12 protein-coding genes are annotated in these 16117 nt (G+C 61.7%); 5 read left to right on the top strand and 7 right to left on the bottom strand.

Annotated features, from left to right (window positions below; all coding sequences use genetic code 11):
• Positions 1-125: 125 nt before the first annotated feature.
• Positions 126-2921, bottom strand: coding sequence for a DNA gyrase subunit A (gene gyrA, locus J3P77_RS06310; RefSeq protein WP_434680429.1), 2796 nt, complete (start codon positions 2919-2921; stop codon positions 126-128).
• A gap of 315 nt (positions 2922-3236) precedes the next feature.
• Positions 3237-4313 (bottom strand): S-methyl-5-thioribose-1-phosphate isomerase, encoded by a 1077-nt coding sequence (gene mtnA / locus J3P77_RS06305; RefSeq protein WP_434680428.1) that lies wholly within the window; start codon positions 4311-4313, stop codon positions 3237-3239.
• 119 nt (positions 4314-4432) lie between these two features.
• On the opposite strand from mtnA, the gene J3P77_RS06300 reads away from it, so the two are divergent.
• The 5 genes from J3P77_RS06300 to J3P77_RS06280 all read left to right on the top strand — a co-directional run bounded on the left by J3P77_RS06300 (position 4433) and on the right by J3P77_RS06280 (position 9094).
• Positions 4433-5773: a TRZ/ATZ family hydrolase gene (locus tag J3P77_RS06300; protein ID WP_434680426.1), complete on the top strand. Its 1341-nt coding sequence runs from the start codon at positions 4433-4435 to the stop codon at positions 5771-5773.
• Positions 5774-5845: 72 nt separating this feature from the next.
• On the top strand, positions 5846-6544 hold the full coding sequence (gene ubiG, locus J3P77_RS06295; RefSeq protein WP_434680425.1) for a bifunctional 2-polyprenyl-6-hydroxyphenol methylase/3-demethylubiquinol 3-O-methyltransferase UbiG: 699 nt from the start codon (positions 5846-5848) through the stop codon (positions 6542-6544).
• 3 nt (positions 6545-6547) lie between these two features.
• Positions 6548-7219, top strand: a complete 672-nt coding sequence (mupP, locus tag J3P77_RS06290) for an N-acetylmuramic acid 6-phosphate phosphatase MupP (protein ID WP_434680424.1) — start codon at positions 6548-6550, stop codon at positions 7217-7219.
• 24 nt (positions 7220-7243) lie between these two features.
• A complete protein-coding gene (locus J3P77_RS06285) occupies positions 7244-7984 on the top strand; it encodes a YciK family oxidoreductase (protein WP_434680422.1) in 741 nt (246 codons plus the stop codon).
• 177 nt (positions 7985-8161) lie between these two features.
• Positions 8162-9094 (top strand): GGDEF domain-containing protein, encoded by a 933-nt coding sequence (locus tag J3P77_RS06280; RefSeq protein ID WP_434680421.1) that lies wholly within the window; start codon positions 8162-8164, stop codon positions 9092-9094.
• On the opposite strand, the gene J3P77_RS06275 is transcribed toward J3P77_RS06280, so the two are convergent.
• The 5 genes from J3P77_RS06275 to J3P77_RS06255 all read right to left on the bottom strand — a co-directional run bounded on the left by J3P77_RS06275 (position 9095) and on the right by J3P77_RS06255 (position 15906).
• On the bottom strand, positions 9095-9847 hold the full coding sequence (locus J3P77_RS06275) for a TenA family transcriptional regulator (RefSeq protein ID WP_434681909.1): 753 nt from the start codon (positions 9845-9847) through the stop codon (positions 9095-9097).
• A 44-nt stretch (positions 9848-9891) separates the two neighbouring features.
• Positions 9892-12372: an EAL domain-containing protein gene (locus tag J3P77_RS06270; protein WP_434680419.1), complete on the bottom strand. Its 2481-nt coding sequence runs from the start codon at positions 12370-12372 to the stop codon at positions 9892-9894.
• Between the two features lie 125 nt (positions 12373-12497).
• Positions 12498-14324 carry an ABC transporter ATP-binding protein gene (locus J3P77_RS06265; protein ID WP_434680418.1) on the bottom strand — a complete coding sequence of 609 codons (1827 nt, stop codon included), beginning with the start codon at positions 14322-14324 and terminating at the stop codon, positions 12498-12500.
• Complete coding sequence (locus tag J3P77_RS06260) at positions 14317-14949, bottom strand: DsbA family protein (protein WP_434680416.1); 633 nt, start codon at positions 14947-14949, stop codon at positions 14317-14319. The genes J3P77_RS06265 and J3P77_RS06260 overlap by 8 nt, the downstream gene beginning before the upstream one ends.
• Before the next feature lie 3 nt (positions 14950-14952).
• Positions 14953-15906: a rhodanese-related sulfurtransferase gene (locus J3P77_RS06255; protein ID WP_434680414.1), complete on the bottom strand. Its 954-nt coding sequence runs from the start codon at positions 15904-15906 to the stop codon at positions 14953-14955.
• Positions 15907-16117: the final 211 nt, after the last annotated feature.

Raw genomic sequence — 16117 nt, 5'->3', positions numbered from 1 at the left:
CCCAGGACAACCTCGTCAATCTGGATTCGGCGTGCAACCGGCCGAATGTCGCAAGGGCTGCACCCGCTCGAAAGCCATGTATGCACTTTCAAACGAGCCAGCCCTTACCCGGTTTACGTTATTGCTCAGCCCTGCGATTCGTCGTCGTTCGGCGCGGCGTCGGCCTGCAGATCGTCGGTCGCATCGTCAGCGGAAGCGGCGTCGTCCAGCGCCTCTTCACCGTCCAGAGGCTCTTCGCCTTCCAGAGCTTCGCCGTCGAGCAACTCGCCTTCCACTTCGGACGGCTCCTGAACACGCTCCAGACCAACCAGCTTCTCGTCGGCGGCCAGCTTGATGAGGGTTACGCCCTGAGTGTTACGGCCCAGGCTCGACACCTCGTCGACACGGGTACGAACCAGTGTGCCTTGGTCGGAAATCAGCATGATTTCCTCACCGTCGAGCACCTGAACAGCGCCGACCAGACGACCGTTACGCTCGTTGCTGACCATGGCGATAACGCCCTGGCCGCCACGCTTGTACTCAGGGAATTCGGAAATGGCGGTGCGCTTGCCATAACCACGTTCCGATGCGGTGAGGATCTGGCTGCCTTCTTCCGGAATCAGCATGGAAATCAGCTTCTGCCCTTCCGGCAGACGCATGCCGCGCACGCCACGGGCCGTACGGCCCATCGCACGCACATCGGATTCCTTGAAGCGCGTGACCTTGCCGCCGTCGGAGAACAGCATGATTTCCTGTTCGCCATCGGTGATCGCAGCGGAAATCAGGATGTCGCCTTCGTCCAGCTCCAGCGCGATCAGGCCTACGCTGCGTTGACGACTGAAGGCCGCCAGCGGAGTTTTCTTGACCGTACCGTTGGCGGTCGACATGAAGATGAACGGCGCCTTCTTCTTGTCCGCAGCCTTGATACGGGCCTTGCGCTCTTCTTCGCTTTCGTCGCTGTTAGCGTCGTCGATGTCGATGGCGTCGACATCTTCTTCCTCGGCCTGACGCTTCATGGCTTCGAGGTCGACCGGCAGCATGGTGGTGATGTACTCACCTTCGCTCAGCGGCAGCAGGTTGACCAGCGGACGACCACGAGCGGCGCGCGAGGCTTCGGGGATTTCATAAGTCTTGAGCCAGTACACCTTGCCCTTGCTGGAGAACATCAGCAGCGTGGTGTGGCTGTTGGCGACCAGCAGGTGAGCGATGTAATCCTCATCCTTGACGCCAGTGGCGGACTTGCCTTTACCGCCACGGCGCTGAGCCTGGTAAACCGCCAGCGGCTGGGTCTTGGCATAGCCACCATGGGAAATGGTCACTACCCGCTCTTCTTCGGTGATCAGATCGCCGAGGGTCAGGTCCAGACGCGCATCGAGAATCTCGGTGCGACGCGGATCGCCGTATTCGGCGCGAATCAGCTCCAGCTCTTCGCGAATCACTTCCATCAGGCGCGTGGCGCTGTTGAGGATGCGGATCAGCTCGCCGATCTGGGTCAGGATTTCCTGGTATTCGCCCAGCAGCTTCTCGTGCTCAAGGCCGGTCAGACGGTGCAGACGCAGTTCCAGAATGGCCTGAGCCTGTTCCGGCGACAGGAAATACTTGCCGTCACGCAGCCCGTATTGCGGGTCGAGGTTTTCCGGGCGGCAGGAATCGGCGCCGGCACGCTCGACCATCTCCACCACGGCGCTTGATTCCCATGGTGTCTTGATCAGGCCTTCTTTGGCCTCGGCAGGAGTCGGCGACGCCTTGATCAGCGCGATGACCGGATCGATGTTCGACAGCGCGACAGCCTGACCTTCGAGGATATGGCCACGCTCGCGGGCCTTGCGCAGCTCGAACACGGTACGGCGGGTGACAACTTCACGACGGTGGCGGACGAAGGCTTCGAGCAGATCCTTGAGATTGAGAATCCGCGGACGGCCGTCGATCAGCGCAACGATGTTGATGCCGAAGACGCTCTGCAGCTGGGTCTGGGCATAGAGGTTGTTGAGAATGACCTCCGGAACTTCGCCGCGACGCAACTCGATGACCACGCGCATGCCGTCCTTGTCGGACTCGTCACGCAGCTCGGTGATGCCTTCGAGCTTCTTCTCTTTCACCAGCTCGGCGATCTTTTCGATCAGACGCGCCTTGTTCAACTGGTAAGGCAGTTCGGTGATGACGATCTGCTGACGACCGCCGACCTTGTCGATGTCTTCGACGATGGAACGCGCACGCATATAGATGCGGCCGCGACCGGTCCGGTAAGCCTCGATGATGCCGGCACGACCGTTGATGATGGCGGCGGTCGGGAAATCAGGGCCGGGAATGTATTGCATCAGCTCATCGACCGACAGCTCCGGGTTGTCGATCAGCGCCAGACAGCCGTCGATGACTTCGCCCAGGTTGTGCGGCGGAATGTTGGTCGCCATGCCCACGGCGATACCGCTGGAGCCGTTGACGAGCAGATTGGGGATACGGGTCGGCATGACGCCGGGGATCATCTCGGTGCCGTCGTAGTTCGGCACCCAGTCCACGGTTTCCTTGTGCAGGTCTGCCAGCAGCTCGTGGGCCAGCTTGGTCATGCGCACTTCGGTGTATCGCATGGCCGCGGCATTGTCGCCGTCGACCGAACCGAAGTTGCCCTGACCGTCGACCAGCAGATAGCGCAGCGAGAATGGCTGGGCCATACGCACGATCGTGTCGTAGACCGCGGTGTCGCCGTGCGGGTGATACTTACCGATCACGTCACCAACCACACGGGCGGATTTCTTGTACGGCTTGTTCCAGTCGTTGCCCAGCTCGCTCATCGCATACAACACGCGCCGATGCACGGGCTTCAAGCCATCGCGCGCATCCGGCAGCGCTCGCCCGACGATCACGCTCATCGCGTAGTCGAGATAGGACTGCTTCAGCTCGTCTTCGATATTGACCGGGAGGATTTCTTTGGCCAGTTCGCCCATGAGAAGCCTGATTCCTTTTTCTGGTGAAACCTCGTGCATCCATTCGGGATGGGCGAGGCTCGTCGATGCCGGCGGAGGCCAGGCAACGACTTACGACAAATCAACGAGTTAAGGCACGGATCTGCGCAGTAAGGGCGGCTACAGATAGCGTCCCTGGAAACCGCCGGATGTTACCACAATCGCCGACACGCTCACATCCTTTGCAAGCGCTGAAAACGAGCCGGGTACGCACAACTCGTCTGATACGGGCTCACAGGCCCGCGCAGCTGCATGAGCCTTGCGGACCAGCCGGTGCGCACGCCGGTCAGTGGTCGATCAATGAAGGTGCTTGCGACTCATCAACTGAGCCATTTTGGCGCTGTCGGGCCGCTCGACGATGCCCTTTTCGGTAACGATGGCGTCGATCAGGTCAGCCGGCGTCACGTCGAACACCGGATTGAAGGCATCCACGCCAGCGCCCACGCTCTGACCATCAATATCGAGCAGCTCGCGACCGTCACGCTCTTCGAGAACGATGTCATCGCCAGTGGCGGTTTCCATATCGATGGTTGAACTCGGCGCCACGACCATGAAGCGCACGCCGTGATGCATGGCCGCGACCGCCAGTTGATACGTGCCGATCTTGTTGGCCACATCGCCGTTGGCGGTAATCCGGTCGGCACCGACGATCACCCAGCTGACGCCCTTGGTGCGCATCAGGTGCGCGGCGGCTGAATCGGCATTGACGGTCACCGGTACGCCTTCGCTGGCCAGTTCCCATGCGGTCAGACGCGAACCCTGCAGCCAGGGACGGGTTTCATCGGCGTAGACACGCTCGATCATGCCTTCAAGGTGAGCGGCACGAATCACGCCCAGTGCCGTGCCGAAACCGCCGGTGGCCAGCGCGCCGGTATTGCAGTGCGTCAGGATGATCTGCAGATTGCCCTGATGCTTGCGGATCAGATCCGCGCCGAGCTGAGCCATGGTCAGATTGGCTTCCCGGTCGCTCAGGTGAATCGCGGCGGCCTCGGCCTGCAGCGCCTGCAACGGGTCTTCGCCCTGCTTGAGACGCTGCAGCCGGTCACGCATGCGATTGAGCGCCCATGACAGGTTGACGCCGGTCGGACGCGCAGCGGCCAGTACGGCGAAATCCTTGTCGAGCGCAGCGCGCCAGTCACCGCCCGCCGCGATCCGGGCTCGCGCGCCGAGCACCAGGCCGTAGGCCGCGCTGATGCCGATGGCCGGCGCGCCGCGCACGACCATTGTGCGAATCGCTTCAGCCACACCGGCCGCGCTGGTATAGGGTTGCCAGATCTCCTCGAAGGGCAGTACACGTTGATCCAGTAGATAGAGAGCGTCATCCCGCCAATCGATGGCCTTCACTTTTTCCGCAGCCAACAGTCGATCGCGCATCGCCCACTCCATACTCAAAATCCAAGCCCGGGATCAAAAGCGGCAGATTATAGCGAGCCGACCGTCAAGACGCTCGGGTATACTTCGCCATCACCGTACCAAGCCCTGGATGCTGCCACATGCCGAACGCCACCGCTCCGCTTGATCTTCTGCTCCTGCCCGGCTGGCTGGTGCCGGTCGAGCCCGCAGGCGTCGTTCTCAAGGATCACGGCCTGGGCATTCGCGACGGCTGCATCGTTTATATCGGCCCCAGGGCCGAGGCTCTCAAGCAAGACGCACGCCAGGTACAGGAACTGCCGGGCATGCTGCTCAGCCCTGGCCTGATCAACGCGCACGGTCACGCCGCCATGAGCCTGTTTCGCGGCCTGGCGGACGACCTCCCGCTGATGACCTGGCTGCACAAGCATATCTGGCCGGCCGAGAGCCAATGGGTCAACGAGGACTTCGTGCGCGACGGCACGGACCTGGCCATCGCCGAGCAACTCAAGGGCGGCATTACCTGTTTTTCGGACATGTACTTTTACCCCAAGGTCGCCGCGGACCGGGTTCACAGCAGCGGGATGCGCGCACAGATCAGCGTGCCGGTGCTCGACTTCCCGATCCCCGGCGCGCGCAATACCGATGAAGCGCTGCATAACGGCGTCGAGCTGTTCAACGACCTGCTCCATCACCCGCGCATCACCGTCGCATTCGGTCCCCACGCGCCCTACACGGTCAGCGACGAAAACCTGGAGCGGGTGCGCGTGATCGCCGACGAGCTGGACGCCATGATCCAGATGCATGTGCATGAAACGGCGTCCGAGGTGGAGCAATCCGTGGAGCAGTTGCGGGAAAGGCCTCTGGCTCGTCTGCACCGCCTCGGCATGCTCGGCCCACGCTTCCAGGCTGTGCACATGACCCAGATCAGCGATGAAGACCTGACGCTGTTGGTAGAAAGCAACTCCAGTGTGATCCATTGCCCGGAATCCAACCTCAAGCTGGCCAGCGGCTTCTGCCCGGTCGAACGCTTGTGGCAGGCCGGCGTGAACGTGGCGGTGGGCACCGACGGCGCGGCCAGCAACAACGATCTGGACCTGCTCGGCGAAACCCGCACCGCAGCGTTGCTGGCCAAGGCGGTCGCCGGATCGGCCGCGGCGCTGGACGCGCACCGGGCGTTGCGCATGGCGACCCTCAACGGCGCACGCGCGCTGGGCATCCAGGCGACCACCGGGTCGCTGGAAGTCGGCAAGGCTGCGGACATGGTTGCATTCGACCTGTCCGGGCTGGCCCAGCAACCCATCTACGACCCTGTGTCCCAGCTTATATACGCCACCGGCCGCGACTGCGTCCGCCATGTCTGGGTGGCGGGCAAGCAACTGCTCGACGATCGCCGCCTGACCTGCATGGACGAGCACGCCCTGCGCGATACCGCAATCGCCTGGGGCCGGAAGATCGCCGATGAGCCGCGCAATACGCAATAAACCGAATACTTGACGGCCTGGCTTGTCGTAGCCAGGCCGACCACAGCGAATTTTGAGTTAAGAGGGAAACCCATGAGCAACGTCGATCGCGCAGAAATCGCCAAATTCGAGGCACTGGCTCACCGTTGGTGGGACCGGGAAAGCGAATTCAAACCCTTGCACGAGATCAATCCGCTGCGCGTCAACTGGATCGATGAGCGCGTCAGCCTTGCCGGCAAGACGGTGCTCGATGTCGGCTGCGGTGGCGGCATCCTCAGTGAGGCCATGGCGCTTCGCGGCGCGACCGTGACCGGCATCGACATGGGCGAGGCTCCGCTTGCCGTGGCGCAGCTGCATCAGCTGGAATCGGGCGTAAGCGTCGAATATCGGCAGATCACCGCCGAGGACATGGCCGAGGAAATGCCCGCCCGGTTCGACGTGGTCACTTGCCTCGAAATGCTCGAACACGTCCCGGATCCATCGTCGGTGATTCGCGCCTGCTACCGCATGGTCAAACCTGGCGGCCAGGTGTTTTTCTCGACCATCAACCGCAACCCCAAGGCCTACATGTTTGCCATCGTCGGCGCCGAGTACATCCTCGGATTGCTGCCGCGCGGCACGCACGACTTCAAGAAATTCATCCGCCCTTCCGAGCTGGGCGCCTGGAGCCGTGAAGCGGGCCTGCAGGTCAAGGACATCATCGGTCTGACCTACAACCCGCTGACCAAGCATTACAAACTGGCCACGGATGTCGACGTCAACTACATGATTCAGACCCTGCGAGAGGCGTAACCCATGCGTTTGAGAGCGGTTTTATTCGATATGGACGGCACTCTGCTCGATACCGCGCCGGACTTCATCGCCATTGCCCAGGCAATGCTCGCCGACCGCGGCTTTCCGGCCGTTGCCGACAAGCTGATCCGGGATGAAATTTCCGGCGGCGCCAGGGCGATGGTCTCGGCGGCCTTCGCCATGTCACCGACAGAACCGGAGTTCGAGGCGCTGCGGCTGGAATTCCTTGAACGTTATCAACAAGGCTGCGCCGTCCACAGCCGCCTGTTCGATGGCATGGAAGCCCTCTTGGCCGACATCGAAAAGGCCGGGCTGATCTGGGGCGTGGTGACCAACAAGCCGGTGCGCTTTGCCCAGCCGATCATGGAGCAGCTGGGCCTGGCAGAACGCTCGGCGCTGTTGATCTGTCCTGATCACGTTACCCGCAGCAAACCGGACCCCGAGCCGCTGATCCTGGCCTGCAACATGTTGAAGCTGGACCCGGCCAGCGTGCTGTTCGTAGGCGACGACCTGCGTGACATCGAGTCCGGCCGCGACGCCGGGACCAAGACCGCCGCGGTGCGCTACGGCTACATCCATCCCAACGACAACCCCGAGCACTGGGGCGCGGACGTGGTCGTCGACCATCCGCTGGAGTTGCGCAAAGTGCTGGATAACGCGCTTTGCAGCTGCTGAGCCTTTTACGGATCGAGGTCACACATGTTTGATTACACCGCTCGCCCCGACCTGCTCGAAGGCCGGATCATTCTGGTTACCGGCGCCGGTCGCGGCATCGGCGCGGCGGCCGCGAAAACCTACGCGGCCCACGGCGCAACCGTACTGCTGCTGGGCAAGACCGAAGCCAATCTGACCGAGGTCTACGACGAGATCGAAGCAGCCGGCCATCCGCAGCCCGTGGTCATTCCGTTCAATCTGGAAACTGCGCAGCCTCATCAGTACGACGAACTGGCGGCGCTGATCGAGAACGAGTTCGGTCGCCTGGACGGCCTGCTGCACAACGCGTCGATCATCGGCCCGCGTACCCCGCTGGAACAGCTGACCGGCGAGAGTTTCATGCGCGTGATGCACGTGAACGTCAATGCGATGTTCATGCTCACCCAGGCGCTGCTGCCGCTGCTGAAGCAGTCGCAGGACGCTTCGGTGGTGTTCACCTCCAGCAGCGTCGGCCGCAAGGGCCGCGCTTATTGGGGCGCATACGGTGTCTCGAAATTTGCCACCGAAGGCCTGATGCAGACGCTGGCGGACGAGATGAAGGACGTCTCGACTGTGCGCTCCAACAGCATCAACCCCGGCGGCACCCGCACCAGCATGCGCGCCCAGGCTTACCCCGCCGAAAACCCGCTGGATAACCCGGCTCCCGAAGAGATCATGCCGGTGTACCTGTACCTGATGGGCCCGGACAGCCAAGGCGTAAACGGCCAGGCGCTCAACGCGCAGTAAGCCCCGCAACAGCCCTGCCATCCGAGCGCGAGCGACGGTGGCAAGGGCATTTCGAACAGCCAGCGCCAGACCCTGGCTCTACTCGTTGATGTTTAATCTCGCTGCACGAATGAACCGAATGACTGTGCTCCGCTCTAACCCTGCCATGTCAGCAATGAACTGCTGAGGAGCGAAGTGATGAGTTCTCCGACCCATACCCAGGCCATAGATTTCGACACCGCCAAGTTGCAGCACCTGGGCTTTCAGAATCGGCCCAACGTCGCGCTGCAGCCCATGACGTTGCCGCAGCTCGCCCAGCAACTTGGTCTGCAATTGCAGACCAGTCTGGAAGCCGATCGCATCCTGGAAATCTTCTTTCAGGGTGTTCAGCGGCTGCTGCCGCTGAGCGGGCTGGTGTACTGGCATGTCGACAGCGACCTGCTGTTGCGCATGGGCCAGAGCGCCTTGGAACGCACCAGTTTTCAGCTGCGCCACGAAGGCGAGAGCATCGGCGAACTGCAGTTCGAGCGAGACGAACCTTTCGACGCTCTGGAGCTGGGCAAACTGGAAACGCTGCTGGCCTGCCTGTTGTACCCGCTGCGCAATGCCCTGCTGTACCGCGTTGCGACCCAAAGCGCGCTGCGCGATCCGCTGACCGGAACCGGTAACCGGATCGCCATGGATCAGAGTCTGGCTCGCGAGATCGCCGTCACACGTCGCAACAAGGCGCCGCTTTCGGTGCTGATGGTCGACGTTGACCACTTCAAGCACGTCAACGATGACTACGGCCATTACACCGGGGACGAGGTGCTCAAAGCCATTGCTCAGGGCCTGAAGAGCCAGTTGCGCAATATCGACCGGGTGTTCCGCTACGGCGGTGAAGAGTTCGTGGTGCTGTTGACCGACACCGATCGCGAGACCGCGGTTCAGATCGGCGAGCGCCTGCGCTCGACCGTTCTGGGGCTCGCCTTCCCGCACCTCGCGCCGTCTCTGACCATGTCCATCAGTCTGGGCTGTTCGACGCTGATGGCAGGTGAAACCGCGGACAGTCTGGTGCAGCGCGCGGACAGCGCCCTTTACGTCGCTAAACGCGAAGGACGCAATCGGCTGGTACTGGCCCGCGAGACTTGATCAGCTCGCGGTTTCCGCGATGCGCTCGCGGGCCGGTTTGGCCTTATCCAGTTGCAGACAGCGTTCCAGAAACAGATACATGTAGTCGTAGCTCTTGGTGATGGCCTGGCGCAGCTCGGCCTGCAAGTGAGCGTCAGGGTTGTTGCCGACCAGCGTGCAGATGATTTCCAGCGCTTCCCAAGGGTGAGCATCGTCATACTGCGCATGCATCTTGAGCCACTTCATCGCACGCTTGCGGTTCTCTTCCCCAAATGCCTCGGCATAGACGCCCGTCGAACACACCAGCGCCGCCCATTCTCCGGTCGCTCCTTCTATCGCATAGTTGGTGGCGGCCATTGCCACGGCCAGCGAGTCGCTGGAACTGGTCTGCCAGCACCAGTGGCTGAGCGCGTGCAGCTCCGGCGCGACGTGCTGGGCCTGCAAGTCCTCAAGCGTCACCCCGTGGGCTTCGCACCAGTTCAGCCAGTAGTCGGCATGATTGAGCTCGACACGGATGTTGCGCATCAGCCAGCGGCGCGCCATGTCTTCGCCCGGATGGCGCCCGAAGCGGGTCTTGGTCAGGTTCTTGGCCATATACACCGCGAACTGTTCGACTACGGGCCAGCCACCAATCAGATAATGACGCATGATCTTCGGGCTCAGCCGTGCATCACGCATGTTCTGATAAAGCTCGTGTTCGACCACTCGTGCCTTCGCGGCGCTGCAATCCTTGATCAGCTGTTGCGCCCAGGCCGGGTAACTCCCGGCCTCCATGAGCGGACCGGTTCTCTCGAAAGTGTCGATCACTGTGCGGCTCCTTATGAGGTGGTATCGATTACAGGGTTGTTCCCGATGCGCTCGCCAGCAGCGCGCGCACGGACGGGCGGTGTGTAAAGGCTCTCGCAGGTCAGCATTTCCGGGCGCCCGATCAGGTAACCCTGGGCGTAATCCACGCCGATTTCCTTGAGTTCGACTTCAATCTGTTCGGTTTCCACGAATTCGGCGATGGTGCGCTTGCCCATGACGTGCCCGATGTTATTGATGACCTGAACCATGGCGCGGTTGACCGGGTTATCGAGCATGTCCTTGACGAAGCTGCCATCGATCTTGAGAAAGTCGACCGGCAAGTGTTTCAGATAAGCGAAGGAAGACATGCCCGAACAGAAGTCATCCAGGGAAAACCAGCAGCCCAACGCCTTGAGCTCCTCGATGAAGCGAATGGCGCTGCTCAGATCGGCAATGGCGCTGGTCTCGGTGATTTCAAAACAGATCATGGAGGGCGCAACGTCGAACGTGCGGAACTGAAGCTTCAGGTACTCGAGAAACGCGTCATCGCCGATGCTCGACCCGGACAGGTTGATGGCGCAAAGCGCCTGTGGCCGGCCCCGGCGCGCTCCGGCGGCGCATTGTCCGATGAGTTTAAAGACGTTCCTGACTACCCAACGGTCAAGCGTGGTCATCAGCCCATAGCGCTCGGCGGCGGGTATGAAACTGTCGGGCGAGATCATCCGCCCTGATTCATCCCGCAACCGCAGAAGAATCTCGATGTGTCGCATTCCGTCGTCTTCATCCTGATTCAATGCCGCGATTTCCTGTGCGTACAGACAGAAGCGATTTTCGTCCAGGGCCACGTGCAGACGCTGGATCCAGGCCATCTCGTCGGAACGCGTGGAGAGTTCCGAATCGTCGGCATGGTAGACCTGAATCCGGTTGCGTCCCTTTTCCTTGGCCATGTAGCAGGCCATGTCGGCGGCGCGCAATGAGGCTTCGAGCGTGAGCGCCGCAGCCCCCAGATGCACCAGGCCGATACTGACGGTAGTCACGAAAGGCCGTCCTTTCCACACAAAATGCAGATCCTGCACCAGCTGCCGCAACGTTTCGGCTATGGCATGAGCTTCGGTGGCGGGACAATCCACCAGCAGAATGCCGAACTCGTCACCTCCCAGACGCGCCAGGGTGTCCCCTTCTCGCAAGTTTGCCGGCAGCACAGTGCACAAGTGGCGCAGCAGCTCATCGCCCGCGCCATGACCGCTGGTGTCGTTAACCAGTTTGAACTGATCAATATCGAGAAACATCAGACAGTGCTGTCCAGGCTCGGACGCACTGGTATTGAGCACTTGCTCCAGGCGCGACTCGAATTCGCTGCGGTTGACCAGACCGGTCAGCGGGTCATGGGCAGCCTGCCAGGACAGACTGGCAAGGTATTGGCGTTCCTGGGTCATGTCATGCAGCACGAGCACCGCGCCACATATCGCTCCATCGGAATAGATCGGCGTGCCCACCAGATGGACCGACACCGTACTCCCGTCGAGGCGCTGGATCAGCTTGTTGTCGGCACTTCCACGCCTGAGCCGACCAGCCAGAATGTGCTCGATCAACGCCGAGCTGTCGCGCCGGTCGTTTTCGTCGAGCAGGTTGAAGAGTGCCGCAAGGGGCAAGCCGCTGGCCTGACCGGACTTCCAGTGGGTCAGGCTTTCGGCTGCGGGGTTCATGTAGACGATGGTGCCTTCGACATCGGTGGTGATAACGCCGTCGCCGATGGATTCAAGCGTGATCTGCGCCCTTTCGCGCTCCACCTGCAGGGCGCGGGCGTAAACACGTCGCTGGGCGAGTAGCATGTGGACCCGCAAAATGGCCAGCAGGATGAGCACCACCGCCGTCAGCAGGTTGACGATGATCAGCAGGCGCAGAATGAATCTCGAACCTTCGCCAAGCGCTTCACTGAAGGCGCGGGCCGCGGGGGTGACTGCCTCGTTGATGGCGTTGATACGTTGTCGCCATTGCTGGGTTTCCGTGGCGTTGCCGCCACCCTCGCCTATTCGCTGATGGATATGTGCGGCGAGCCGGTCGAGCTGATCCAGGTATCCGTCGCCGACAGTCCACCAGTAGATCGCTTTGCGCATGTAGCTGAAGTCGCGAAAGTTACGGTACATCCAGATGATTCCGGACACGTCGTCCGGGTGGGTGCCGCCTTGAAGGATCGCGTTGCGTGCGTCGGCCACAGCGGGCTGGGCACGATCCAGCGCTTCGCGTACCACGTGCCCGCTCTTGGGGATTGCCAGCGCCTGCTGATACTTGAAGTAATCTTCCTCGTCACGATCGAGCGCGTAGCGGTTCAGATAATGGATAGCGTCCTTCTGCCCTTTGGACCAGAGGCTCTCGCCGGCCACGTAGCTGCGCACGACCGAGAGCGTGTACAAACTCATGCACCCCAGCAGGGCCTGGAAAAGTGCGACCACGATGAAAGGCCATACGATGCCCATCAACCGGCGCTTCGGAAGAGTCCGCGGGTGCTTCATGGATTCAGATCACCACCTGCCTGAATGGTCGTCCCTGACGAGAGACTAGGCTAAATCCATCGAAGACGGCGGGTGATTTTCTCGTATTTGATACAAACGCCCGCGAACAGGGCGTGCAACGCCGTTCAGATCTGCTGCAAATGCCCGTACAGTTTGGCGTACAGGCCACCTTCGGCGATCAACTGCTGATGGTCGCCGTCTTCGGCGATGCTTCCGCCGTCGAAGACCAGCACCCGATCAGCCTGCTTAACCGCGGACAGGCGATGGGCAATGATCAGGGTGGTCCGGCTGCGCAGGAATCGAGCCAGCGCCTGATGCAGGTTGTACTCGGTGGCGGCGTCGAGCGCCGAAGTTGCCTCGTCGAGAATCACTACCTTTGGATCGGCCAGGACCATGCGCGCGATAGCGAGCCGCTGACGCTGCCCACCCGACAACCGCACACCGGAACGCCCGACGACGCTGTCCAGCCCATCAGGCAGCTCGCGAATGGTCTGTTCGAGCTGGGCAACTTCCAGAGCGGCCCAGCAGGCTTCATCGCTGCAGTCACGGCCCATGGTGAGGTTGGCCCGCACGCTGTCGTTGAACAGCGCGGGATGCTGCAGCACCACCGCAACATGCTCGCGCACCCGCTCAAGACCGATGTCCTGCAAGCTGGCACCGCCAAAACGGATGACACCGGTGCGGGCGGTGTACAGCCCCAGCAACAGCTGCACCAGCGTACTTTTGCCGCCGCCGCTCGCACCAACGATGGCCACTTTTTCGCCCGGCGCGATGGACAGATTCAACTGATCGAGCACCAGATCCTCGCCGTAGCCGAAGGTCAGACCTCGCACCTCGATGCCGACCGTGTCCCGGCCCTGGAACGGATCGACCGTCCCGGGGTATTGCGGCTCGTCGTCGCGGGCCAGCAATTCGTTGATGCGCGTGAGTGCACCGCCGGCCGCGTAATAGGCGTATTGCAGATTAAGCAGGGTTTCCACCGGCGCCATCATGAACCAGAGGTAACTGAACACAGCCAGCATCTGACCGATGCTGAGGTCCGAGAACAACACGGTGAGCATGGCCGCCGCGCGAAAAATGTCGATGCCGAACTGAAAGAGCAATCCGCTGGCGCGTCCCGAGGCGTCGCTTTTCCACTGCGAGTTGACGGAGTAGTCCCGCACTTCACGGGCCCGCAACCCGAGTCTGCCCAGGAAATAACCCTGGCGATTGCTCGCCCGTACTTCCTGGATGGCCTCCAGTGTTTCACTCAGCGCCTGCGTGAAACGCGACGTGCTGTCGTTCTCAAGCTTCTTGAGGTGCTTGACCCGCTTGCCGAGCTTCACGGTGGCAAAGATCACCAGCGGGTTGAAGAGCATGATTAGCAGCGCGAGCTTCCAGTGCATCCACATCAGCACCCCTGCCGTACCGGCGATGGTCAGGGTGGCGACCAGAAAGCGGCTGAGGGTTTCCCCGACGAACTTGTCCAGCGTCTCCAGATCAGTGACCAGGTGGGTCGTGACCATTCCGCTGCCCAGGCTTTCGTATTCGCCCAGAGAAATCCGTTTCAGACGCTCGATCAGACGCAGACGGATCCGGTAGACGATGTCCTTGGCCAGTCGCGCGAACAACCGCGCCTGCAAGACGTTGAACAGCAGCGCCGCGGCGCGCAGCACCAGGGTCAGGAACAGCATCAGGCCGATATAGCCTGCCGCCTGCTGCCAGGCGCCCGGCAGGAAATTGTTCATGATCCTGAGCGCCGCATCGCCACGACCCAGCAGTACTTCGTCGACCAGAAGCGGCAGCAGCAACGGGATGGGAACGCTGCAGAAGGTCGCCAGTACCGCCACGCCATTGGCGATCCACAGCGACTTCTTGTGGCGCAATGCAAGCCTGCGGATTTCAGCCCAGCTCAGAGCGTCGGCGCGCGCTCGGGGTGATGACTGCCGGGCACCGTTGGCTTCATTACGCACTGGCGCCGCGCTCCAGCCAGCGGCCGAGCAGCGGTGAAAGCGCACTCAGGGGCTGGTAGCCGTTGGTCAGCAGCGCCAGCTGCCCGTTCCGCTCGGCCAGCAAGGTGGGAAAGCCGGCAATTCCCAGACCCCGTGCCCAGCTGAAATCGGCGGCGGTCGCCGCTTGCTGCTCGGTGCTCTCGAACGCCCGGGCAAACTCGGCGCGGTTCAGGCCGACCTGCACGGCCAGTTCCGCCAGCACCGCAGGGCATGTGACGTCCAGACCGTCGCAATAGAAGCCGCGCTGAATCAGCTTCACCAACTCCCATGCGCAATCGGGGTCCAGATGCCGCGCGCAGGCCACCGCCAGACAGGCAGGCGTGGTGTCGTAGACGAAACCGTTGGGCAACGCGCCGTCAAAACGAAACGGCTGACCGGTGGCCTCTTCGACCGCCTGCCAGTGATCGAGTATGTAGCCGCGTGTGGCCGGCTCCAGCGCCGCGCTACCGGAGCGCAGCCCGCCCATTACCAGATGCAACCGAACGTCAACCGCCCGAGCCTGTTGAACCAGCGCGTCGGCGACCGGCGCAAAGCCCCAGCACCACGAGCACATCGGGTCCATTACATAGATCAGGCGGGATGACATGGCTCAGGCCTCGGACGGCAGACGGTAGTTACGACCGATCGGGTGCGGCTGATTGCGGGCCTTGGCCAGTTCGATCTGCTTCTGCCGGTCGATGGCGCTGCGGCGAGTCTTCTCGCTCAGCGAATCCCAGCAGTGCGGGCAACTGATGCCAGGCGTGTAGTGTTCGCTGGCGCGGTCGTCGGCGCTGATCGGGGTGCGACAGGCATGACATTGATCGTAGTCGCCTTCGGTCAGGTCGTGGCGCACGGTAACGCGGTTATCGAAAACAAAGCATTCGCCCTTCCAGCGGCTTTGTTCCTGAGGCACTTCTTCCAGGTATTTGAGAATGCCGCCCTTGAGGTGATAGACCTCTTCGAAGCCCTCGCCCAGCATGTAGCTTGAGGCTTTCTCACAACGGATGCCGCCGGTGCAGAACATCGCGACCTTCTTGTGTACGGCAGGGTCGAAGTGGCTCTTGATGTACTCGGGGAATTCGCGAAAGCTCGTGGTCTTGGGATCGATGGCGCCTTCGAAGGTGCCGATGGACACTTCGTAATCGTTACGGGTGTCGATCAACAGGACTTCCGGATCAGCGATCAGGTCGTTCCAGTCCTTGGGCTCGATGTAGGTGCCGACGTTCTTGTTCGGGTCCACGCCGTCGACGCCCAGGGTAACGATCTCTTTCTTGAGCTTGACCTTGGTGCGGTAGAACGGCTGCTCGTCGCAATACGATTCCTTGTGATCGATGTCGATCATTCGCGGATCGTTGCGCAGCCAGGCCAATAGCCCGTCGATGCCTTCGCGGCTGCCCGAAACGGTCCCGTTGATGCCTTCTTCGGCGATCAGCAGAGTGCCCTTGATGCCGTTGGCGATCATGGCCTGCAACAGCGGTTCACGCAGTTCCACGTAATCGCTGAGGGTGACGAACTTGTATAGCGCAGCCACGACGATCGGCTGAGTCATCGACGTTTGAGTCATGTATCTCTCCAGGTGGCGACCCTCGCAAAGGGCCTACCGGACTAAAAATTCTTGATGAAAAACGCACCGGCCAGGCGGCGCGGTGCGGATTCTAGCAAAAACCGGAGTCTTGCAGGCAGTGCGGACGCAGTGCCGGATGCTGATCTGGATCAATCGAAAGACATGGCGCCCTGGCACAGGCCGGAGCGCAGGCTTGTGCCAGGGCGAAGGC

Origin of the sequence: Pseudomonas sp. R1-18, from assembly GCF_051132095.1 — a bacterium.
Lineage (GTDB): Bacteria > Pseudomonadota > Gammaproteobacteria > Pseudomonadales > Pseudomonadaceae > Aquipseudomonas.
The sequence above is the reverse complement of the archived record's forward strand: the minus strand, read 5'-3'. Positions and strand labels throughout refer to the sequence as shown.